General features: G+C 69.0%; 18 protein-coding genes. 9 read left to right on the top strand and 9 right to left on the bottom strand.

Features of this window, described 5'->3' with window-relative positions; all coding sequences use genetic code 11:
- Positions 1 to 2: 2 nt before the first annotated feature.
- From ENSA7_RS41700 to ENSA7_RS41690, 3 genes are all read left to right on the top strand, one after another.
- Entirely contained in the window at positions 3 to 365 is a 363-nt protein-coding gene (locus tag ENSA7_RS41700; protein WP_146158772.1) for a hypothetical protein, read from the top strand.
- A gap of 217 nt (positions 366 to 582) precedes the next feature.
- Entirely contained in the window at positions 583 to 1,062 is a 480-nt protein-coding gene (gene smpB / locus ENSA7_RS41695) for an SsrA-binding protein SmpB (protein WP_106095036.1), read from the top strand.
- Complete coding sequence (locus ENSA7_RS41690) at positions 1,059 to 1,688, top strand: hypothetical protein (RefSeq protein ID WP_146158771.1); 630 nt, start codon at positions 1,059 to 1,061, stop codon at positions 1,686 to 1,688. The genes smpB and ENSA7_RS41690 overlap by 4 nt, the downstream gene beginning before the upstream one ends.
- A gap of 5 nt (positions 1,689 to 1,693) precedes the next feature.
- Here the strand turns inward: ENSA7_RS41690 and rlmD are convergent, their stop codons facing one another.
- Both rlmD and ENSA7_RS44925 read right to left on the bottom strand, forming a co-directional pair.
- Positions 1,694 to 3,061 carry a 23S rRNA (uracil(1939)-C(5))-methyltransferase RlmD gene (rlmD, locus tag ENSA7_RS41685; RefSeq protein WP_106094992.1) on the bottom strand — a complete coding sequence of 456 codons (1,368 nt, stop codon included), beginning with the start codon at positions 3,059 to 3,061 and terminating at the stop codon, positions 1,694 to 1,696.
- 55 nt (positions 3,062 to 3,116) lie between these two features.
- The gene (locus ENSA7_RS44925; RefSeq protein WP_181234671.1) at positions 3,117 to 3,851 is read right to left on the bottom strand and encodes a hypothetical protein; all 735 of its coding nucleotides are present in this window, start codon (positions 3,849 to 3,851) and stop codon (positions 3,117 to 3,119) included.
- Between the two features lie 98 nt (positions 3,852 to 3,949).
- Between ENSA7_RS44925 and ENSA7_RS41675 the strand changes: the two genes are divergently transcribed.
- The 3 genes from ENSA7_RS41675 (at position 3,950) to ENSA7_RS41665 (ending at position 7,380) form a co-directional block, all read left to right on the top strand.
- On the top strand, positions 3,950 to 4,186 hold the full coding sequence (locus ENSA7_RS41675) for a hypothetical protein (protein ID WP_106094991.1): 237 nt from the start codon (positions 3,950 to 3,952) through the stop codon (positions 4,184 to 4,186).
- 359 nt (positions 4,187 to 4,545) lie between these two features.
- Entirely contained in the window at positions 4,546 to 5,718 is a 1,173-nt protein-coding gene (locus ENSA7_RS41670) for a pyridoxal phosphate-dependent aminotransferase (RefSeq protein WP_181234669.1), read from the top strand.
- 15 nt (positions 5,719 to 5,733) lie between these two features.
- On the top strand, positions 5,734 to 7,380 hold the full coding sequence (locus ENSA7_RS41665; protein WP_106094989.1) for a glycerol-3-phosphate dehydrogenase/oxidase: 1,647 nt from the start codon (positions 5,734 to 5,736) through the stop codon (positions 7,378 to 7,380).
- Here ENSA7_RS41665 and ENSA7_RS42895 read toward each other — a convergent pair.
- Positions 7,345 to 7,764, bottom strand: a complete 420-nt coding sequence (locus tag ENSA7_RS42895; protein WP_181234688.1) for a hypothetical protein — start codon at positions 7,762 to 7,764, stop codon at positions 7,345 to 7,347. The two genes, ENSA7_RS41665 and ENSA7_RS42895, sit on opposite strands and share 36 nt — an antisense overlap.
- Before the next feature lie 439 nt (positions 7,765 to 8,203).
- Here ENSA7_RS42895 and ENSA7_RS41655 point away from each other — a divergent pair, with 439 nt between their 5' ends.
- Positions 8,204 to 10,414, top strand: coding sequence for an RCC1 domain-containing protein (locus tag ENSA7_RS41655; protein WP_181234667.1), 2,211 nt, complete (start codon positions 8,204 to 8,206; stop codon positions 10,412 to 10,414).
- A gap of 54 nt (positions 10,415 to 10,468) precedes the next feature.
- Positions 10,469 to 12,559 (top strand): MYXO-CTERM sorting domain-containing protein, encoded by a 2,091-nt coding sequence (locus tag ENSA7_RS41650; protein WP_244924088.1) that lies wholly within the window; start codon positions 10,469 to 10,471, stop codon positions 12,557 to 12,559.
- A 6-nt stretch (positions 12,560 to 12,565) separates the two neighbouring features.
- Here ENSA7_RS41650 and ENSA7_RS41645 read toward each other — a convergent pair whose 3' ends face one another.
- The 6 genes from ENSA7_RS41645 to ENSA7_RS41620 form a co-directional block, all read right to left on the bottom strand.
- On the bottom strand, positions 12,566 to 14,269 hold the full coding sequence (locus tag ENSA7_RS41645; protein WP_106094985.1) for an FG-GAP repeat domain-containing protein: 1,704 nt from the start codon (positions 14,267 to 14,269) through the stop codon (positions 12,566 to 12,568).
- A 35-nt stretch (positions 14,270 to 14,304) separates the two neighbouring features.
- A complete protein-coding gene (locus ENSA7_RS41640; protein ID WP_146158768.1) occupies positions 14,305 to 14,763 on the bottom strand; it encodes an SRPBCC family protein in 459 nt (152 codons plus the stop codon).
- A gap of 45 nt (positions 14,764 to 14,808) precedes the next feature.
- The gene (locus tag ENSA7_RS41635) at positions 14,809 to 15,780 is read right to left on the bottom strand and encodes a PA14 domain-containing protein (protein ID WP_106094983.1); all 972 of its coding nucleotides are present in this window, start codon (positions 15,778 to 15,780) and stop codon (positions 14,809 to 14,811) included.
- Positions 15,777 to 17,537 carry a glycosyltransferase family 39 protein gene (locus ENSA7_RS41630; protein ID WP_106094982.1) on the bottom strand — a complete coding sequence of 587 codons (1,761 nt, stop codon included), beginning with the start codon at positions 17,535 to 17,537 and terminating at the stop codon, positions 15,777 to 15,779. The genes ENSA7_RS41635 and ENSA7_RS41630 overlap by 4 nt, the downstream gene beginning before the upstream one ends.
- A gap of 84 nt (positions 17,538 to 17,621) precedes the next feature.
- Positions 17,622 to 18,923 (bottom strand): aspartate kinase, encoded by a 1,302-nt coding sequence (locus ENSA7_RS41625; protein ID WP_106094981.1) that lies wholly within the window; start codon positions 18,921 to 18,923, stop codon positions 17,622 to 17,624.
- A 229-nt stretch (positions 18,924 to 19,152) separates the two neighbouring features.
- Positions 19,153 to 20,034 carry a hypothetical protein gene (locus tag ENSA7_RS41620; protein ID WP_106094980.1) on the bottom strand — a complete coding sequence of 294 codons (882 nt, stop codon included), beginning with the start codon at positions 20,032 to 20,034 and terminating at the stop codon, positions 19,153 to 19,155.
- 449 nt (positions 20,035 to 20,483) lie between these two features.
- Between ENSA7_RS41620 and ENSA7_RS41610 the strand changes: the two genes are divergently transcribed.
- Positions 20,484 to 20,799: hypothetical protein (locus tag ENSA7_RS41610; RefSeq protein ID WP_146158767.1), on the top strand; the 316-nt coding region annotated here is incomplete at its 3' end.

Here is a 20,799-nt window from a genome sequence, read left to right as displayed (position 1 = left end):
CCATGCGCACGATCATCACCACCACCCTGATGGGCCTCGTTCTCACCCTTGGCGCCTGCGACAAGGCCGACCCGGCCAAGACCGACAAGCAGGCCACGGCCGACACGAAGGGCGACAAGAAGGCCGACCCGACGACCAAGCCTGCCGACGCCGACAAGCCAGACGACGCCGTCGAGGCGCCCGCCCTCGATCCCAAGGTCGAGAAGGCCGTCACCGTCGCCAACATGATCGCCAACGATCCGGCCGCGGCCGACAAGATCCTCGATGAGGCCGGCCTCGACCGCGAGAGCTTCGAGACCATGCTCTACGAGATCGCCCGCGATCCCGAGCTGTCCAAGAGCTACGCGATCGCCCGCGAAGCCTGAGCTTCACCAGCCGGCAGCCTTCGCCGGAGCACGTGCGCCACCGCGGCCCACGGGCTCCGGCGTCTCCATTTGAGCTCGGGCCGAGCGATCCGCGGCCGGCGCAGGGGCCGGGCCCCCGCGAGCTGAACGGCGCTGGGCGAGCATGTCTGCCCAGGTCTGCGGAGTTTTTTGCGGCTGGGGGTGACGACCGGCGCGGGCTTGCAATAGGTTGCTGCCCTTGGCCCGCACCAAGAAAAAGCGCCAGCTCGGCGACGAGACGATCGAGGACAACCGCAAGGCGCGGCACGAGTTCGAGATCCACGAGGAGCTCGAGGCCGGGATCATGCTCCACGGCAGCGAGGTCAAGTCGATCCGTGACCACCGGGTGAGCCTCAAGGAAGCCTTCTGTCAGTTCCGCGGCGACGAGCTGTTCTTGATGCAGGCCCACGTGGCCGAGTTCGTCCAGGCCCACGCGCGCAACCACCCGCCGCTGCGGCCCCGCAAGGTCCTGCTGCATCGGCGCGAGCTCGACCGCCTCCGCGACGCGGTCAAGCAGCAGGGCCTGACGATCATCCCGCTGGCCATGTACCTCAAGGGCCGCAACATCAAGGTGCTGATCGGGCTCGCGCGCGGCAAGAAGGTTCACGACAAGCGGGCCTCGATCAAAGAGCGCGAGCAAAAGCTCGAGATGCAGCGAGCGGTACGCGAGCGGTGGTGAGCGAGGGGCCGCGCCATGCCGCGCTCACCGAGCTCGACGCGCTGCTGTCACTCGCCGACGCTGGCCCGCTCGACGCCAGCTCCTGTCAGCGCGTGCTCGAGCTGAGCCCGCTGGTGCCAGGTCGGATCCGGCGGATCGTGGATGTACTGGGACGCCAGCGCGACGCGGCCGCCGTCGACGCGCTGCTCGGGCTCCCGGCTGGCACGCGCGGGGTCGTCGAAGCCGTGTTCACGGCGATCCGCCACGGCGTCGCGCGGCGGCGGCCTGATCGCGTGGTCTGTCCTCGCATGCTCGCGCTCGAGTTTCGCAGCTCGAGCGCCCGCCGGTTCCCGCGGCTGCTCGAGCGCGCGGTCGCGGCGTTTGGTGATGATCTCGAGCGAATCCGCGTCGAGGGCCGGCTTCGCTACCGACTCGCGCTCGTCGAGCGAGACCCCCCGGATCCCCAGCTGTGCGCGCGGGCAGCCGCGCTCGAGCTGGACATCGAGAGCCTGCACCGCGACCTCGCCCGGCTGCGAGGCGTTCGCTTGTGGCTCAACGGCTGGCGGTTTGACGAAGCCAGCAACCTGCCGCCGCCGAGCCGCGCGCCGCTGCTGCAGGGGTGGTTCGAGTCGCTGCACAGCCCCTGAGTCGCTCAGCGCTCGAACACCGCGATCGACTCGACGTGGGCGGTGTGTGGGAACATGTCCATCACGCCAGCCGCGAGCAAGCGATAGCCGTGGGCCGAGACCAAGGTCGCGGCGTCGCGGGCGAGGGTCTCGGGCGAGCAGGCCACGTAGACCACGCGCTTGGCCGCGATCCGCTCGAAATCCTCGATGACCCCAGCGGCACCCGAGCGCGGCGGATCGAGCAGCACGCGATCGAACGGGCCCGCCGGCCACTCCAGCGCCGCGGGGTCGCGATACAGATCGCGCTGCTCGAAGCTCAGGTTGGTCATCTGGTTGGCGGCCGCGTTGGCGCGAGCCCGCTCGACCAGCGCGGCGTCACCCTCGATCCCAACCACGTGCCCGGCCTCCCCGAGGCGGCGGGCGATCGGCAGACTAAAATTTCCGAGCCCGCAGAACAGATCGAGCACCCGCTGGCCGTGCTCGAGCTCGAGCAGCTCCACCGCCCGGCTGATCATCGCGCGGTTGAGCGGCGCGTTGACCTGCACGAAGTCCGTCGGGCGAAACTCGATCTTCACGTCGAACTCGGGGAGCGAGTAGGACAGGAGCTCGCCGCGCGCCGGATCGAGCGGGGCGACGGTGTCGAGCCCGCCCGGCTGCAGGAACACCCGGACGCCACGCTCGCGCTCGAACTCGCGGAGTCGGTCGAGGTCGTCGTCGCTGGGCGGATCCAGCACACGGAACACCAGCGCGAGCTCGTCATCCCCGACCGAGACTTCGATCTGAGGGGTCCGAGACGCGATGCTCAGCGACTCGATCAGCTGTCCGAGCGCGGGGATCAAGCTGGCCGGCTCGCTCCCCTGCGCAGCGTTCGCCGGGCTCGCCAGCACCTCACAGGTGGACAGATCTGCCACAAAGCGCCGGTCCTTTTCTCGGAACCCGACCAACACCTTGCCCTTCTTGGGGACCAGCTTCGCGCCCAACCTCGCGCGCCTGCGGTAGCCCCAGGCCGGACCACGCAGGGCCGGAAGCACGCGCTCGGGTGTCAGCCCGTGGGCCGCGAAGTCGGCGAGCAAGATCGCCTGCTTGAAGGCGATCTGGGCGTCGTGGTCCATGTGCATCAGCGAGCAGCCGCCGCACAGACCGTAGTGAGTACAGCGCGCGTCGACCCGCGTCGCCGCCGGCTCGAACACCTGGACGGTGCGGGCCGCGTCGTTGATGCCCTCGCGCTCGGACCGGAGCAGCTCGACCGACTCACCCGGCAGCGCGCCGTCGACCCGAGCCTCACGTGGGCGACCGCCCTCACCCGCTGGCAGGATCGCGCGACCGCGACGATCGAGCTCCCCGACGATCCCGCGCTCGGGCTCCCACTTCTTGCGTCGACGACCGCGGGCCATTCAAGCCGCGATGTAGCTTGTTTAGCCTCGCGCGACCAGGGTCGTCACGGCGCCCTCAGAGCTTGTCGAAGTCGCTGCCTGGGGCTTTTGGCGTTGGCTTCGGCTTCGGCTTGGGCCGGTTGCGCGGCTTCGGCTTCGGCTTCGGCTTCGCGGCGGCCTGTTCGGCCTGTTGCTGCGCGACGAGCCGCTCGGCTTCGGCGCGGGCGTAGGCAGCCTGGACCTCGGCTCGCTCGGCCGCGATCGCTTCGACGTGGGCCTGCTCGACCGCAGCCCGGTGCGCGACGGCGGCCTGCGCCAGCGCTTGCTGGTCGGCGGCGTCGTCTACGGCGACCGCGGGCGCGGCCTCCCCAGCGTCGCTGCCACCGCCAAACGTCATCAGCGCCGCGACGGCTACGGCCGTGAGCGACGCTGCGATGATACCGACGATCTTGACGGTGGAGTTGGATGCTGGTGCCGGTGCGGGGGGCATGACACCGGCTGCTGCGGCGGCGGCCGCCGCCATCTCGTTGGTCGAGTCGACCCGCACCGCCGGGGGTGACGGCTTCAGATCGGGGACCAGCGCGACCGCCGACTGACTGGGCGGGGTCATGGCCAACTCGTCGACGAGTTGGCCGAGTAAGTCATCAAATTCGGATTCAGCTTGTTTTGGGGCTCGAGAACTCATGGCAACACACCAAACGGTAAGGGTCCTCATCAGATCTACATGCATTTCGCGGCGTGTCGAACGCCTGCGAGCCTGCAACTCGATCAGCCAGCGGACACTCTGCTCGCCACCCAACAGCGTTTGCACTGGTGTTTGCAACTTGACCGGCGCAGCTACGAACACAGCTTTCGCCGGCCGTCGCCATGCATCACACACCTCGACAATCACGACACCCGCAGCGCCGATTGAAGCTCAGCTTGCTCGCGCTCTTGATGATCCCGCTGCTCTTGATCCTGCAGGCGCCGCTGCTCGCCGCGGTGGTCCCTGGCGCGCTGCTGACGGTCGCGTCGCTCGGCTCCGCGGCCCACGACCAGCGCTCGCTGGCCCCGGCCGCGCAAGTGCTCAGCACCGCAGACGTCGAGGATCTCCGACGCATGGCGGCCGCGACCCCGATCGAAGCTCGCACTACACAAGTCGGCTAACGGTGAACCAGTTCACGAATGGCGCATGCAAGCGAGTCAGAGGCCTGACCCGAGCTGACGACAGCCCGCTGCCCACGGTGGAGCCAGTCCACGAAGGGCGCATGCAAGCGGGTCAGAAGCCTGACCCGAGCTGATAACAGCCCCCGAGCTGACAACAGCCCGCTGCTGGCGCATGGGGGGTGAATGCGTTTCACCGAGCTGCCGCGAGTGTGTGAGCGCTTGCCGGGTGTGTGCGGCCACGTGTTCACATCCATCGTTCCCACCCCGCCACGGGGCGCCTGCGCGTCATCGCTGGGCGCGGCGGCGGGGCGGTTTAGCGCGGGCCGTCAAAGTGCTTTCATGCCTGCGTCAGACCCATGATGTTCAGCCCGATCCAAGACCGTGCGCCCGCGCCAGTCGGTGTGACCCTGCCCCTGAACCTGGGGCTCAACGATGGGACCTATGCGCCGCAAGGGTGCATCGATCTGATGCGCCGCTACACCGAGCGCACCGATTTTCGCAACTACTCGTCACCCGACAACGCGCCGCTGCGAGAGGCGATCGCGGCCGCCGATCAGGTCGGCCCCGAGCACGTGTTCTTGCACAACGGCACCGGGCCGATCCTCAAGCTGGCGATCCCCTATCTGCTCAAGCAACGGGTGCTCGACTCACCGCGGCGGGTGCTCCGCCACGTGGTCAAGCGCGACGGCTTCCCGATCATCACGCCCCGCTTCACCTACTCGAAGGTGCCCAAGAAGGCGGCCGAAGGCGGGATGCACGTCGACATGCTCGCGCTCGATCCGGGCGACGACTTTCGCTTCGACGTCGCTCGCCTCGAGCGCCGCCTCGAGCGTGGCCCGGGCCTGGTCTACATCGTCAACCCCAACAACCCGACGGGCAACCTGCTGATCCAGCGCCCGGAGCTGATCCCGCTGCTCGAGCGGTTTCCCGAGGCCCGGTTTTGGATCGACGAGGCGTACGTGCAGTACGTCGATCCCAGCACCCACGAGTACCTGGGCAACCTGGTCGCGCGCTACCCCAACTTGTTGGTCAGCCGGACCTTCTCGTTCGCCTATGGGCTCGCGGCCGTGCGCATCGGCTACCTGCTGGCCAAGCCCAGCTTCGTCACCGAGCTCGAGCGACAGCTGACCGACTACCGGCTCGGGACGCTGCAAGAAGGGCTGGGGGTCGCGGCACTCGAGGACGCGGAGCACCTGCCCTTCATCCGCGAGCAAGCCCGGCTGGGCCGCGACCAGATCTACGCTGGATTGTCGCGGATCCCGGGGTTGCAGACCTTTCCGTCCCAGGCCAACTTTGTACTGGGTCGGTTCACCGACGGGCGACGCGGCGCCGAACTCCAGACCAAGCTCCGCCAGCGCGGGGTCGCCATCAAGGTGTTCGCGCCAGCCAACGGCCAGTCCTACGACGCCTACTTCCGGCTCACGCTGGGGCTGCCGGCCGAGAACGAATTCTTGCTCGCACAGATCGCCGATGTCCTCGGGTACTCAGCTCATGCGGGCCTCCCCCGCCCCACGTCCGCGCCCTCCCGGTGAGGCACAGCGAGGCCGATGAGCACCGCCACCATCTCCACGCTCGCGCGAAGCGCTGCGCTGCAGGCCCTCGCTCGTGACAGCTACGATCTCATCGTGATCGGCGGCGGCATCACCGGTGCCGGTATCGCCCGCGACGCCGCGCGCCGGGGTCTGAGCGTCGCGCTGCTCGAGGCCGCCGACTTCGCGTCGGGCACCTCGAGTCGCTCGTCCAAGCTCATCCACGGTGGCCTGCGCTACCTCGAGCGGGGCGAGATCAACCTGGTCCGCAAGACCGCGCTGGAGCGCAAAGAGATCTATCGGGCCGCGCCACACCTGTGTGAACCACGCTGGATGGTGATGCCGATGTCGGGCCGGACCAAGCTCTACAGCTTGCGGCTCGCGGTCACCACCTACGAGCGGCTCGGCGCGGTCGATCGCAAGGACAGCCACCGGGCCTGGACGGGCTCGACGCTGGCCGAGAAAGAGCCGGTGCTCGATCGCAAGCTGCACCCGCACGCGCTCGCGTACCGTGAGTACCTGACCGACGACGCCCGCCTGGTGCTCGCCAACCTGCGCTCGGCTGCAGCCGCCGGGGCCACGCTGCTCAACCATGCGCGCGTCGTGGGCCTGATCCGCAGCGGCGACCGGGCGATCGGCGTCGAGGCCCGCTGCGAGCTCAGCGGTCAGGACTTCAGCGTCCGCGGCCGCGTGATCGTCAACGCCGCGGGACCCTGGGTCGAGTCGATCTTGTCGCTCGAGAACCCCGAGGCCGCGCCGCTGCTGCACCTGAGCAAGGGCATCCACATCTCGATCCCGGCTACCAAGCTGCCGGTCCGCAACCTCTTGGTGCTCGACACTCCGGACAAGCGACGCATCTTTGCGATCCGCCGCGGCGATGTCGTGTATGTCGGCACGACCGACACCACCTACGAGCGCGGCGCAGAGGTCTGGCCCCGGATCGAGCCTGAGGACGTCGACTATCTGCTCGAGCCGCTCCCGCGCTACTTCACGTGCGGCCCGCTGGGCCCGAGCGATGTCGTGGGCGCGTGGGCGGGGCTCCGGCCGCTGATCGCCGACCCCACCCAGAAGAACCCGGCGGAGCTGTCACGGCGCGACGAGCTGCTGCTCGGCCCGCTCGGGGTCCTGTCGGTCGCGGGTGGCAAGCTGACCGGCTACCGCGGCATGGCCCGCCGGGTGCTCGACTCGGTGGCCGAGCGGCTCGGGCAGGCGTTGCCCGAGCCGAGCGAGGAGCCCCCGCTGCCTGGTGGTGACTTCGACGGTGATCTCGGGGCCCTGGCCACCAAGCTCGCGACCGCCCACGATCTCGACCGGCCGACCGCGGCCCGGCTCGCCCGCCTGTTTGGGACCGAGGCGGAGCAAGTCCTGGCCCTCGGAAACACCCCGATCCACGCGGGCTCGCGGTGTGTGGTGGGTGAGGTCCGCTGGGCGGTCGAGCAAGAGGGCGCGGCCAAGCTGGAGGATCTCCTGTACCGCCGCACCCGGCTGCCGCTCTATGGGCTCGAGCCGCGGGCGGCGATCGAGCCGCTGGCCGACCTGATGGCCGAGGTCCTGGGCTGGGACCCCGCGCGCCGTCAGGCGGAGATCGAGCACGTGCACGGGCGGCTCGACGACGACCTTGGGTTTGGCCTAGGCACCCACGAAGTCGCGGCGGTCCACGCCTAGCTTGCGCATCTTGCTCTGCAGGGTGCTCGGCTTGAGTCCGAGCAGCCTCGCGGCGCCTGCGTCACCGTAGATGCGTCCGCTCGAGGCGTGAAGTGCGCGCGATATGCACTGGCGCATGGCGACCTCTACGGTGTTCACCGATATCTCGGTGTCAGGATTTTCGGTCACCTCCACTGGTATTTCGGTGATCTGGTCGATCTGCTGCTCGATCTGCTGCTCGGGTAGCTCACTGGTATTTCGGTGAGCTACTCGACAGCGACGGGCGGCCGCGTCGAGATGCCCGAGCCGACGACAGTGGCCGGACAGAGCATCCACCAATATTTCGGTGATGCTCGGCCGGTCTAGACTCACCGAAATATCGGTCTCGAACGCGAGCGAGAGCAACCCGTGTCGCCCTGCGGGGATCGCCAAGCGGGCGGCGACGGGCGCAAACGCGACCCGGGCGGGCTCGAGCTCGTCGCACCAGGTCGCCCGCGGCACCCACCTCGAGCGCAGGAATCGAGCTGATCGCCGGCCGATCCACGGTCGGGTCACGCCCGGCGCGTGGGCCCCGACGCGGACCGATGCTCCGTCCCGATCGAGCGTCACCACCTCCACCTCGACGAGCGGGAGCTGCCGCGCCAACCCCACACTCAACCTCGGAGCGAGGGTACGCAGGTTGCAGCTCGCCGCGAATGACACCGAAATATCGTTGAGCAGCTCCGCCGGTTCAACCATGGGATCTACGTTAGCGCCCTCGGGCAGCTCCAGCGATATTTCGGTGATTGGTCACCGCCGGACCGTGCTCGCCCGTCCCGGGGCCGCCCGCGATAGCATCGGGCTGATGTCGACCCGGGTCCCTCTGGCGCTCGCGCTCGCTGGCGCGGCCCTCGCGTGCTCCCCGCGAACTTCAGCGACGCTCGACCCCTCAGCCTCGGGGCGGGCGCCCACGCTCGTCACCCCCGAGACGGCGAAGGCCGAAGCAACGACCAATCTCCAGTCCCGCTGGATCGACATTTCGGTCGAGTCGGAATTCGGCTGCGCGGTCGAGCGGACTGGAGCCGTGGTCTGCTGGGGCCGCGACCCGTCGGCCGAGATGGGTCTGCGCGAGCTCCCGAGCCAAGCCCCGCCCGAGCCCGCGGCTCACGGCGCGCGCAAGTGGGGTCCGGCCTCACGCCTCGAGCTGATCCACGGCGCCCGGCGGATCTCCACCGCGAGCTCGCGGGCCTGCGCGATCGTCGATGGCGGTCGGGTCCGCTGCTGGGGCTCGGTGCGCTGGGGCTCGCAGCACGTGTACGAGGTCCCGGGCATCACCCACGCCGTCGAGCTGGAGATCAGCGACAGCGAGTCGTGTGCCGCCCTGGCCGACGGGCAGCTGTGGTGCTGGAGCGCGGAGAACTACGGCGTCCCGCGTCCCCGGCTCGGCGACGCGGTGGCGATGGCGGTCAGCGACAACCTCGCGTGTGGTCTCACGCGTCAGGGCGACGTCGTGTGTTGGGGCCAGGCGATCAAAGACTGGCACCGCTACGAGCTGCAGTTCATTCAGCAGTCAGCCCAGCTCGCGCCGAACCGGGCACCACAGGCCACGCCCGACGCCGAGGATCTGCCGGACCTGCTCGAGCTCGGCCGGTTCCCCGGCGCCACCGGGATCGCGCTGACGGGCTGGAACAACCTGTGCGTGCTGCGTGGCGACGCCAAGCTGGGCTGCAGCGCGCAAGATGTCGTCTCGGTCTTGCGCGACCAGGACCTGGGCATGCAGCCGCTCGAGGGCGCCGCGGGCGTGGCCGAGGTCAGCACCACCCGGACCCACGCCTGCGCCCGCACGCTCGACGAGCGCGCGCTGTGCTGGGGTCGAAACGTCTACGGCCAGCTCGGTGACGGCAGCGCGACCACCCGCGAGACCGCGGCCCCCGTCGCCGGACTCGAGGGCGTGCTCGACATCTCGGTCGCCGAGAACTTCAGCTGCGCGGTGACCCGCGACGACCAAATCGCGTGCTGGGGCTTCGACCGTGGTGAGGCGCTCGGCCGCGAGTCCCAGCACACCCACACCCTCGTCGATCTGCGCGCGACCTCGATCGCCGCCAGCGGACACACGACCTGCGCCGTCGACAAGCCCGGCGCGCTGCGCTGCTGGGGCAGCGACGCGTTCGAGCAGACCGGGATCGCCGCCGCCGCGACCCCTGCCCTGATCACGCTGCCCAGCTCGGGCGAGATCCTGAGCTTCACCACCGGCTGGAATGCGTGCTTTTCGTTGTCGGGCGGCTCGCTCGAGTGCGGCAACTGGGGCGGCATCGGCAGCTTGTTCGCCAACTTCGCGCCGAGCAAGTCATTCGCCAACGTCAGCGCGTTCGCGGCCGGAGCTCCTCCGCTGTGCACGATCAACGGCACCGGTCGCAACGCCGAGCTGCGCTGCGGCCAGGACTTCAGCCAGCTGGAGACCGAGCGTCGGATCAAGGCGCCGCGCGCCATCTCGAGCGCCCACATGCGAGGCTGTGTCGTCCACGGCGGCGGCCAGATCAGCTGCTTCGCGGAGCTCTACTCGTGGGATGGCCACGCCCCGCCGCCGCGCGAGCTCGTTCGGATCGCGGGCATCAGCGACGCGGTGACGGTCTCGAGCTCCACCTATCACGACTGCGCGCTGCGGAGCTCGGGTCACGTGAGCTGCTGGGTCGGGCGGACCGAGACCGAGTGGAGCGCGGACGGACGCACGCCGAGGGCCAGCCACTATCGGCCCTCGCACGCCAAGGATCTGGGCCTCGAGCGGGTCACCCAGCTGGTCGCGGGCGCCGAGCATCACTGCGCGCTGATCTCCGGCCTGCCGCCAGCGAAGTCGCCGATCGTGCGATGTTGGGCCGACGATCCCTACGCCGAAGACACGACCTGGCGGCCGGTGCCCGAGCTGGGCGATGTCGTCGAGCTCGCGGCGGGCAGCCAGCACGCCTGCGCCCGGACCCGCGACGGCGAAGTGACGTGCTGGGGCGACGACGTGTGGGGTCAGCTCGGCCGCGTGCCTTCACGGGTTTACTTGACCCCCGCGACGATGCCGATCCTCTGAGCTCGAGCTCGTTGGGTCTGGACACGGTCGGGCCGGGCTCGCTAGCGTGGCTGAGTGCGCAGGCTGGTGGGAGACAACTGGAGGCGACTTGCCCTGCAGCTCGGGCTGCTGACTGGCGTCGGGCTGGCGTTTGCGTTGAGCGCACGCCAGCAGCCGGCCAGCGCGGGGGGCATGGACGAGTGTCCGGCCGAGAGCGAGTGCTCGATCGCCAAGCCCAACGTGATGCTGCTGCTCGACTACTCGACCTCGATGAACCTCGAGTGGGACCTGCTCAATCAGCTGTCGCGCTGGGAGGTCGCGGTCGTGGCGATCGCCGACATCACGGCGCCCGGCACCTACCTGAGCCAGACCACGCACCTCGCGTTGCTGCGCTTCGGTCACGATCCCGATCCCGACGCCCCCGGTACGGTGATCCCCGACGAGACCTCGGGGCTGGTCGACGGCCAGGTGATCGATGTGGCCTGGGATGACGGCAACGGCGCGTACCTCGAGTGCAACGGCCAGGCGATCCTCGACGCGCTCGCGGCCACGCCAGCGCCGATGCAGGGCAGCCAGTTTGGGATCGGGACGTGGACCAAGGGGGCCCTCGACGCGACCGCGGTCGAGATCGCAGCGACCAAGGCCGATCACGCCAACGATGAATTCGAGCCCGCGCGGGCGTATCTCAACCTCGTGCTGACCGACAGCGCGTGGACTGGCGTCGATGGGTCGACGCCGCTGATCCCGGCCGATCAAGACCCGGCGATCAGCGCTGCGGCGCTGTTTGATCAGCAAGCGATCCGCACCTACGTGATCGCCCTCGCTGGCGATCCGCAGGCCGAGGCCGCCGCCGACCAGCTCGCCGACGCGGGTGGGACCACGCAGGCGATCCACGCGAGCGCGCCAGCCCAGCTCGGCGAGGCGCTGGGTGCCGTGGTCTCGGCGATCGCCAACTCCTGGGAGCCACCGCCGTGCGTCGCCGGCCCAGTTCGGGTCATGTTCTTGCTCGACGGATCCTCGGAGATGCTGAACCTCGGCGAGGGACCCGACGCTGCCCCGGCGGCGCTGGGCGAGGGGCGCTGGGATCAGGCCCGCGATGCGCTGGCGAACGAAAATTTCTCGCTGTTCGACTACGAGATCAACATGGTCCCGCTCGAGGAGCTCACGCATCTCGGGCTCGCCAGCTTCGGCGAGCCGGACGAGGCCAAGATCCTGGTTCAGTATGCCGCCTGCGCCCGCGATAATTTTCGCTTCGCGCTGGACCCACAGACCTCGTGCGAGCAGCCCGGCTGTGATGACCCGTGGGGCGGCCCGCCGATCGCCTGGACCTTCCAGGACGGCACGGAGGACCCGCCCGGCTTCGACACCCCGACCCAGAGCCACATGCCGCAGTGCGCGGGCGAAGACGGCGAGGCGTGTCAGGGCTCGGGCAGGTACCTGCACCTGGGGCTCGAGCTGCTCGCGGCCAACCAGGCCAGCTATCACGCGGCCGCCCAAGATCCGATGGCCCCGTTTCCAACCACCGCGGAGACCAGCTACGTCAACGTGGTGATCCTCGCTGGCCGCCATGATGCATGGTCTACCGACGCGCAGATCCAGACCCCGCTGCAGGCGATGGCCAACGACGGCATCACGACTCGCGTGATCGGCCTGGGCGTCGACGCGAATGACCCAGTCATGCTCGCGCAGCTGCAGGACATCGCCGACTGGGGCTCGGGGGGTACGGCGCCGCACATGCTCGCCGCCACCCAGGTCGACCTCGAGATTGCCCTGGTCTCGATCATGGACGAGCTCCCCTTCGATCCCTGCTGTGCCCTCAACGAGTGCGGTCTGGGCCCCAACCTGACGACCAATGAGCCGGACCCGGTCCCGCAGGAGGAGTCGAGCGGGGACGGCGATGGGGATCCGAGCGGAGACGGCGACGGCGATCCAGCTGGTGATGGCGATGGTGATGGCGACGGCGATGGCGACGGCGGTGAAGCGGACACGCTCGCGGGCGAGGGCGAGTCCGACGACGGCGGCAGCGGGACCGGCACCGGAGACGACGCGCCCGTGCTCGAAGGTCGCGGCTGCAGCTGCGCGACCGGACCAGACCCCGAGGGTCGGCTCGCCAGCGCGCTCATGCTGCTCGGGGTCCTGGCGCTGCGCCGTCGTCGTCGTCGCTGACGCGGGCTACTCGTTCGGCACGTAGCCGGTCCGCCGCGGATTCCCGCGCCCGGTCCCCCACACCACGCAGTTGTCGGAGGCGCCCGGCAGATCCCAGATCTGCACGCCACCGTCGTCGCCGCCGAGCGAGTCCTTGAGCGAGATGACGAGCTCGAGGCTGCCGTCGCCGTCGAGATCCGCGACCGAGGGCGCGGCCATCGAGCCGCGGTTGGACAGCTCGACCCGATGCAGCTCGTTGCCGCCAGCGTCGAGCACGATCAGGTGGGTGGGCGCGTCGGGCATGCGTGGCTCACCGCTGGCGTAGGTGCTGAACACGATCTCGGGCGAGCCGTCGCCGTTGAGATCGACGATCAACGCCTCGCTCGCGCCCACGAACGGGTTGACCGAGCCGTAGGCGTAGGTCCACATGACCTCGCCGGTCGAGCGGAACGCCCACAGCAGCCCGTCGTAGGTGGGCAGCACGATCTCCAGACCGGGCTCACCGTCGAGATCACCGACCGCGGGCGCTGGATAATTCGGCACGATGTTGTGGCCCAGATCGGTGTCGTAGGCCAGCGGCGCGCCTGCGTCCTTGGGCCACTCCCACCCGGCTGGGCGGGTCATGTCGGCGTTGAGCACCCACACGCTCACGCCCTGGTTGTCGGTCGACTCGCTGTGCTCATGATCCCCGCCAAGCACGACCTCGTAGTCGCCGTCGGCGTCGATGTCGGCGATCACGGGCGGCGAATACGTGAACTCCGAGCGATCGCCCGTGCCCCAGCCCTGCATCGCCAGCGCGAGATCGTGGTAGGCCTCGACGCCGGTCACCCAGCTGTCCATGAAGTCGGGGTGGGTCGTGAAATTGCTGCCGTCGCCGGACCAGACGCCGAAGCCGATCGCGTCGTAGGTCGAGACCACGTCGAGGATCCCGTCGCCGTCCAGATCACCCGCGCCGATATTCTGGTTGAAGCCGCCGTAGTCAATGCAGTCGCCCGCGGGCGCCGAGCACTCGCCGACCTGTGGCCAGCCGGCCGCGCTGCTGCCGTCGAGCTCGAACACGTTGGTCGCGGGGCCCGTGGCTTGCTTGTTGATCAGGATCTCTTCGACGCCGTCGCCGTCGACATCGGCGACCGCGATGCTGCGCACCTCGGCGTCGCCGTAGGCCGCGGGCCAGCCGGGCAGCAGCTCGCCCGTGTGATCGTAGACCGCGACGTTGTGGCCGCTCGCGTCGGGGTGCGCGGCCACGGCGATCTCGGCGTCGCCGTCCTGATCGAAGTCGCCGACGCAGGCCGAGGACCACATGCGGACCTCGCCGTGAGCGGGAGAGTTGGACGCGCTGTAGCTCCACGCCGTCTGCCACAGGGGCGCGCCAGCGTGATCGTAGACGTACAGCACCGAGTGGCGGGCGGCGACGATGTCGAGCAGGCCGTCGCCGTTGACGTCGACCAGCGCGGGCGAGGCCAGCCAGTTCTCGTCCCAGCTGCCCGGCAAGGTCGCGCGCAGCACCGGGGCCTGGACCGCCCCCGAGCTGCCGGCCGCCGCGGGCATGCACGAGGGCGGCGGCGGCTCGATCGGACCGCTGGTCTCGGATGCGCCGGTCTCCCCCACCTCGCCAGACTCGGACCCGCTCGGGCTGCCACACGCGCTCACGGCCAGCGCCGCGAGCACGACCGCGCGGGGACGCGAGCTGGCGATTGCGTCGACGATCCAAGGCCAAGGTAGCGATCGCATCCCGCGAATATCGCTACGCCGCCCACAATTAGCAATTAGGCGCTCGCGGTCTGGTGCCGCGCCCGGCGGGCCATCTCGTGCAGCATCGCTCGAAACGCCCCGTCAAACTCGGCCCGCAGCCTGGGCTCGAGCACCCGACCCAGCCCGGGGATCCGCACCTCGAACTCGCTGACCCAGACCACCCGGGTGCCCTCGCCCTCTGGCGACAAGCTCACGCGCCCGAGCAGGTGCCGAACCAGCGGCGGGCGGACCTTGACGATCCGATACTCCATCAACGTCGGCCGCTCGAACGCGACGATGTCTTCCCACAGAACCACCGCCCCGAGTCGGACCCGCCGCTGCGCGCCCGCTCCGTTGCGCGCCTCGTGGCCAGCGCGAGTCAGCGTCGCGGACGAGACCCCGGCGTAGCTAGCGTAGCTCTCGTGATCGACCAGGCGCTCGAACAGCGCGTCGATCGGCGCCGCGAGCAGCTCGTTGACCTCGACCCTCACCATGCCCACACAGTAGCCGAACAATCACCGAGCTGGGCAAAGCGAGTGTCACTCGCAAGGGTCGGCGTCGGCGTCGATCTCCATGCCCGGAAACTCCAGCATGTCGGCCGGGATCGGGGCCGGGGTCTCATCCTCGTCGAACGAGGCGGTCACGTGGATCGACGCGTTGGCCACGTCCTCCACATACTCGACCCGCAGGTGGTGCGTGCCCTCGGGCACCGACACGCGCGCCCCCTTGGCGGCCCGCTGATGCTGCTTCCAGTGATCGACGACGACCTCGCCATTGAGCCACAGCCGGGACCGACTGTCGGAGACGATCTGCAGGCCGACCTCGGTGTCTTCCTCGAGCACCAGGCACGTGTCCCAGCGGGCGCTGAACCGATCCGAGGGGATCGAGTCGGTCGGCCCCCGCTTGCGCCAGTCGAACGCCACGTCGGCCTCGCGGCGCAGGTCGGGCTCGCCCTCGAACGCCGGGGTTGGGTAGTACGCGCCGCGCCACGAGCCCTCGTCCTCGGTCTGCCACGGGCGCAGCGCGAGCAGCACGAACGCGGTCGCGCCCCCCACCCACCACGCGGCACGGACCCCCCATCGCGCGGCCAGCTGAACCTTTGGCGTGCGCCCGCGCGCGCGCAGCTCGAGCGCGCGGACCAGCTGACCGAGCACGCGCAGATGACTCAGGAGCAGCTTGGCGGCGGGGAGCTCGGGCGGCGGCGAGCCAGCGTTAACCCACGGCGGCGGCTCGCCAGCGTGCTGACAGGCGGCCGCGATCACAGCGTGGACCGAGCCGCGCGACTTGGCGGGGATCAGCTCGAGCTGCTCGGGCGCGAGCCAGTCCGCGAGGGTCTCCCCCGCCCCCTCGGGCAGCTCGCCACGGCTGAGCCAGGCCACCGCCTGCCACGCGCGCTGAAGGTGCGGCATGGCGGTGACGGGATCGCACTGTGGATCCGCGACCAGGGTGTAGGCGCTGCGCAGCTCGGTCGCGGCCGCATCGAGCACCCTTTCAGTGTCTGGCGTGATCATGGCGAGTCCTGCGTGGGCGTGGGACGGGCCTCGGTCTTGGCCCTGGTCCGGTTGGACTTGGTCTTGGCCCGGTCGGCCTTGGCCTTGGCCCGGTTGGCCTTGGCTTTGGCCCGATCTTTGGCCTCCTTCGCGCGGTTTGCTTCGCGCCGATCGCGAACGATGTTGAGCAGGCCGCCGTCACGGGTGAGCTTGAAGATCGCGGGGCTCTTGCGGTGGCGCCGATGGCAGTTGCCGCGGGTGTAGCCCATCCAAAAATCGTAGCTCTTGCGATGATACTGAAAGTTGGGCGGCAGCCGCCGCATGGTGCGAAGCGGGCCCCCGCACCCCGCTATCCGGTACACGGTGTCGAGGTACACGTCGGGCTCGGTTCGCCACAGGTGTCGAGCAAACTGCTCGGCGGTGTCCTCGTAGGTCTCGGCGTAGTAGTCGGTGTCGTACTTCCCAACCGCGCCCTTCACCCCGCCGATGAAGCGATTGAAGTAGACGTATTGGTGGGGGTGCAGCCGAATCATCGTCGCGTATTGATCCATGCAGAGCGTGGCGACCACGATCGCCAGGATCACCGCCGCTGGCCTGCCAAACCGCTTGACCAGGGCCCCGATCCCGACGTCGACCAACCACGCCACGCCCGCGACCATCACCGGCACCAGGAACAAGAAGTGCCGCAGCCCGTCGTACAGGACCGACCCTTTGTAGACGGCGTAGAGCCACGGGAACCACAGCGAGACCAGCAGCGTGCCCAGCACCAGGTTCTGCGTGAACCACCGAGCCTCGCGCGCGCGCCAGATCAGGGTGACCACGCCCACGATCGTGCCGAGCACGAACAGCACGATCACGAACTCCGGCATCTTGTAGCCGAAGTAGTGCGGCAAGTAGCGCCAGTCGATGTCGAAGTTCGACACCATCTCGCCCGCGAAGGGCATATCGCGCTCGTGATCCATGAACTGCGACATCCGCCGCACGGCGGCCAGCGGGCGCTTGACCGGGTCGTAGAGCGCCCACGGCCACCAGACCAGCATCACGGCCCAGGCCCCCGCCACCACGCCGATCCCGGTCAGCGCCAGGCGCCGGGCGTAGCGGTAAGTCGCCTCGAGGTCGCGGCGCAGCCAGCCGTGATGGCCGACCCACAGCGCGATCGTGGCGACCAGATAACAGACCAACAGCAGCCCGCCGATCCGCACGCTCATCGCCAGGCCGATCGCAATTGCCAGCTTGATAGCGAGCGCCCGAGGCACCCGCGGATACGTGCCGATCGCCTGCAGCAACAGCGCCATGCTCCACACGTAGCCAACCGCGAAGGGCAGATCCTTGGGGTTGTTGGGCATGTGTCCCCAGTAGACCGAGGTCGCGCCGATGAACAGCGCGGCCAGCAACCCCGCGCGCGGCCCCCCGAGCACGCGGCCGAGCCTCCAGGTGCCCCACAGCCCGAGCACGCCGACGATCGTGCCAAACAGATGGATCGCCTCGTACTGATCGAGGGGCGCCGCGAGCTTGCGGAACAGCGCGCCGCTGAGGTCGAAGCCGCCGCCGTACAGGTAATCGATGCGGAAGGTCAGCGCGGTCTTGTCCGCGCCCCAAGACTCGTAGAACGAGAGGATGTGGTCGCCGTATTCGACGTGGTAGCGCTCGTCCCAGGTGATGCCAAACCGCTGCCAGGTCAGCAGCGCGATGATCGACATCACCAGCAGGACCACCACCGCCGCCGTGTCGTACAGGCCGTCGTGCGGGCCGGGGCGTCGCGGGAGCTCGGGGTTCATGGAGCACGAGGCCGCGCCCAGGCGGCGATCCGCGGCACGTTACGACTTCGGCTCGATCGGGGCAAGCCGGCGCGACGACGGGCCCTACGGCGTGCCCAGCCCAAACCCGTCGTGCAGGGCCCGCAGCGCCAGCTCGCCGTACTTTTCTTCGACCACGACCGAGACTTTGATCTCCGAGGTCGAGACCATCTGAATGTTGACGCCCTCGTGCGCGAGCACGGAGAACGCCTTGGCCGCCACGCCCGCGTGGGTGCGCATGCCGACCCCGACGATCGAGATCTTGGCGATCTGGGCGTCGGTCAGCAGCGTCACGCCGGGCGCACACACCAGCTCGAGCTCGCCGATCGCCTCGGTCGTGCGCTGCAGCTCGTCTTGCGGGACCGTGAAGGTCACGTCGGTCTTGCCGTCGCGGCTGGCGTTTTGGATGATCATGTCGACGATGATCCCGCGCTCGCCGAGCACGGTGAACAGCGAGGCGATCGTGCCCGGCACGTCGGGGCAGTTGGTGAGGGTGACCTTGGCTTCGTCGCGATCGAGGGCCACGCCCGCGACCAGGACGGCCTCCATGTTGGGGGTCTCGGGCACGATCCTGGTTCCTTCTCGAAGATGCTGGCTGTGGCGCACGTGCACCGGGACGTTGAATTTCATGGCGAACTCGACCGCGCGGATCTGCAGGACCTTCGAGCCGAGCGAGGCCAGCTCGAGCATCTCCTCGTGAGTGATGCGGTCGAGCTTGCGCGCGCTCGGGACCACGCGTGGATCGCTGGTGTACACCCCGTCGACGTCGGTCAGGATCTCGCACTCATCGGCGACGATCGCCGCGGCCAGGGCCACCGCCGAGGTGTCGGAGCCGCCGCGCCCGAGCGTGGTGACGTCACCGGCCTCGTCGAGGCCCTGGAACCCTGCACAGACCACGATCGTGCCCGCGTCGAGCAGCGCGTGGATCCGCTCGGCGTCGATCGAGACGATCCGCGCGTTGGTGTAGCTGCCCTGGGTCGTGACCCCGAGCTGGTGGCCGACCAGCGAGACGCTGGCGCCGCCGAGGTCCTGGATCGCCATCGAGACCAGCGCCGCGCTGACCTTCTCCCCGGTGCTCATCAGCTGGCTCAGCTCGCGCTCGAAGCCGGCGTCATCGCGCTTGAGCGGCGCGACCCAGCCCTTGGAGTCTGGGCCTGGATCGCCGTTGTGGGCGGCGTGCTGCGCGTGGGCGATCGCGTGCAGGGCGTTGGCGAGCTCGATCAGGCGGTTGGTCTCGCCGGCCATCGCCGAGACCACGACCACGACTCGATCGCCGCTGCGCTGGCGGGCGAGCACGCGCTCGGCCACGGTTCGGATCCGCTCGAGGGTTCCCACGGACGTGCCCCCGAACTTTTGGACGACCAGCACGCGAGAGTTCTCGGCCGCGCACGCTTCGGTGTCAACTGAAAATTCCGGGTTCGCTCATGCTCCGCTGCGAAGCATGCGCTGTCGTCATGACCCTCACCGTCGAAGTCCCCAATCGCTAGCAGCCGGTGGATCGTGGTGGAACCAAGAGAACGATGGCGGCGCTCCGATGGCGATTCGTCGCACGCGAGCAATGAAATTGCTAGCAGGATGGAGGCACACGTTGAAGTCTTCATGGTTCACTCGAATCCTTCGAGTCTGGCTGTGGCGGCGGGGCTTTCGCGCGTCCAGGTCGACCGAGCACGGCGCCGTGGAGCACGCCGGCCAAGAGTCCAATCAACAACAACCCGGCTGCCCCGATCGCAAGCAACACACTCCCTCGTGCCCACTCCAGCAGCCACGCGATCAGTAAAATCCCCGCGAGCACAATCCAACCAAACTGGGTAAGAGCTCTCACGATCAGGATGAAGCGCACCTGTCCGCGCGAGTACTGGGCGTACTGGGGGAACATCTTCGCCCAACTTGGATCGCCGGAGTAATCCACAACGTTCCCCGACAATCGCTCTTTTTTCAGGGCCAGGTTTCGACTGGTCACGGCGAGGACGCCACCGATCACCCCGGCCAAGGAACCGATCAACAGCATCCCCCCGATCCAGCCTGCCAGCGCCCTTCGCCAGTCCGTCCAATCCAGGAGCCACGCGATCAAAAGACCCGCCGTCAGCGGAAGCCAACCCCACCGGAGCACCCAGTTCACGCCAAGACCGAAAGTTACCACCCATCGCGGATACTGCGGGTACTTGGCGTACGGGTCTTCCCTCGCGTCGGTCACGCTTGGCATGCTAAATCCAGCGCTCCGTCTGACAACGCGAACACCCTGCGCTGGCGCCTCGCCCGGCACGATCTCCAGCACCCTGATCAACACGGGCTGAATTCCGCGCAGCGCCTGATACACCTCCCAGGCCGCGTCCGAAGGGTCGGTTCCGTCTTCGGCGGTGATCCGAACCGGATAGAAGCCCGCTTGCCATCGGTCTGCGATCTCGGCGCTCAGGCTCGAGCTCGACAGGTGCACGCTCGCCGACCAGTTCGTGGGTGTCTGCGTGGGCACGAGGATCACCGCGTACTCGCTCGCGCCCGCTCAGCGGCGGGACGCCAGCGAGATCGGCCGCATTCCGGGATCGGCGAGCAGGGCGCTCAGCTCGGCTGCGTTCTGGCCCGCCTTCAGCTGCCACCCAAGCGTGGGCCTGGTCAGCTCGACGCCAGCGTCGACCTGGGCGGGCGAAATCCATGCCCGAGCATGGTTTCGTTGCTATCGACGAAGCTCGACCACGCAACACCCGATACCAGCTTCCCGCTGTTGAATGACGCCGCGTGGGTGCGCAGCCGACTGATCAGCGCACCGAAGGCTTTGCGTTGTCACCGCGTCAACGTCCACTGCTGGCTGCTGCCCCGTGCCCATGAGTACAGCGGCTCCTAATTGTCGCGCAGCGAGGCGAGGTGTCTGTCGATCGGTCCAGAAGCATCAGCGCGTGACAACGACGCGCTCGAGCTGGCATTGATCCATACATGCGCTCACGTCCGCCCGCGCCTCGTTCGACCTTCCTCGTGTTGCTGGTCCTCGCGGCGTGGTTGTGCGTGGCACCCCAGGCCCGCGCGACGCCGCTGAGCGGCTCGCTGCTGCACGCCGCACTATTCGCTGGCCCGAACGCGGGTGATCCCGAGCCACGCAGAACCGCGTCGTCGCCGGTCGGCACCTTGCCGGGCTCGTTCGTCGTCAATGATCACGGCGCCGCCCGCTACTCGATCCCGATCCAGCTCCCCCCGGCCGCCCGCGGGCTCGAGCCCTCGCTCTCGCTCGAGTACGACAGCCAGCGCGGAGACG

The sequence above is a fragment of the Enhygromyxa salina genome, assembly GCF_002994635.1.
GTDB classification, from domain to species: domain Bacteria; phylum Myxococcota_A; class Polyangia; order Nannocystales; family Nannocystaceae; genus Plesiocystis; species Plesiocystis salina_B.
Note: the sequence above shows the minus strand (reverse complement) of the source record. Positions and strands in the feature narration are given on the sequence as shown.

Coding starts and splice junctions, on each gene's coding strand:
- ENSA7_RS41655 (WP_181234667.1), top strand. CDS start 8,204: ATGTCGACCCGGGTCCCTCTGGCGCTCGCGCTCGCTGGCGCGGCCCTC.
- ENSA7_RS41670 (WP_181234669.1), top strand. CDS start 4,546: ATGTTCAGCCCGATCCAAGACCGTGCGCCCGCGCCAGTCGGTGTGACC.
- ENSA7_RS41630 (WP_106094982.1), bottom strand. CDS start 17,537: ATGAACCCCGAGCTCCCGCGACGCCCCGGCCCGCACGACGGCCTGTAC.
- ENSA7_RS41640 (WP_146158768.1), bottom strand. CDS start 14,763: ATGGTGAGGGTCGAGGTCAACGAGCTGCTCGCGGCGCCGATCGACGCG.
- ENSA7_RS41645 (WP_106094985.1), bottom strand. CDS start 14,269: ATGCGATCGCTACCTTGGCCTTGGATCGTCGACGCAATCGCCAGCTCG.
- ENSA7_RS41635 (WP_106094983.1), bottom strand. CDS start 15,780: ATGATCACGCCAGACACTGAAAGGGTGCTCGATGCGGCCGCGACCGAG.
- ENSA7_RS41665 (WP_106094989.1), top strand. CDS start 5,734: ATGAGCACCGCCACCATCTCCACGCTCGCGCGAAGCGCTGCGCTGCAG.
- rlmD (WP_106094992.1), bottom strand. CDS start 3,061: ATGGCCCGCGGTCGTCGACGCAAGAAGTGGGAGCCCGAGCGCGGGATC.
- ENSA7_RS41700 (WP_146158772.1), top strand. CDS start 3: ATGCGCACGATCATCACCACCACCCTGATGGGCCTCGTTCTCACCCTT.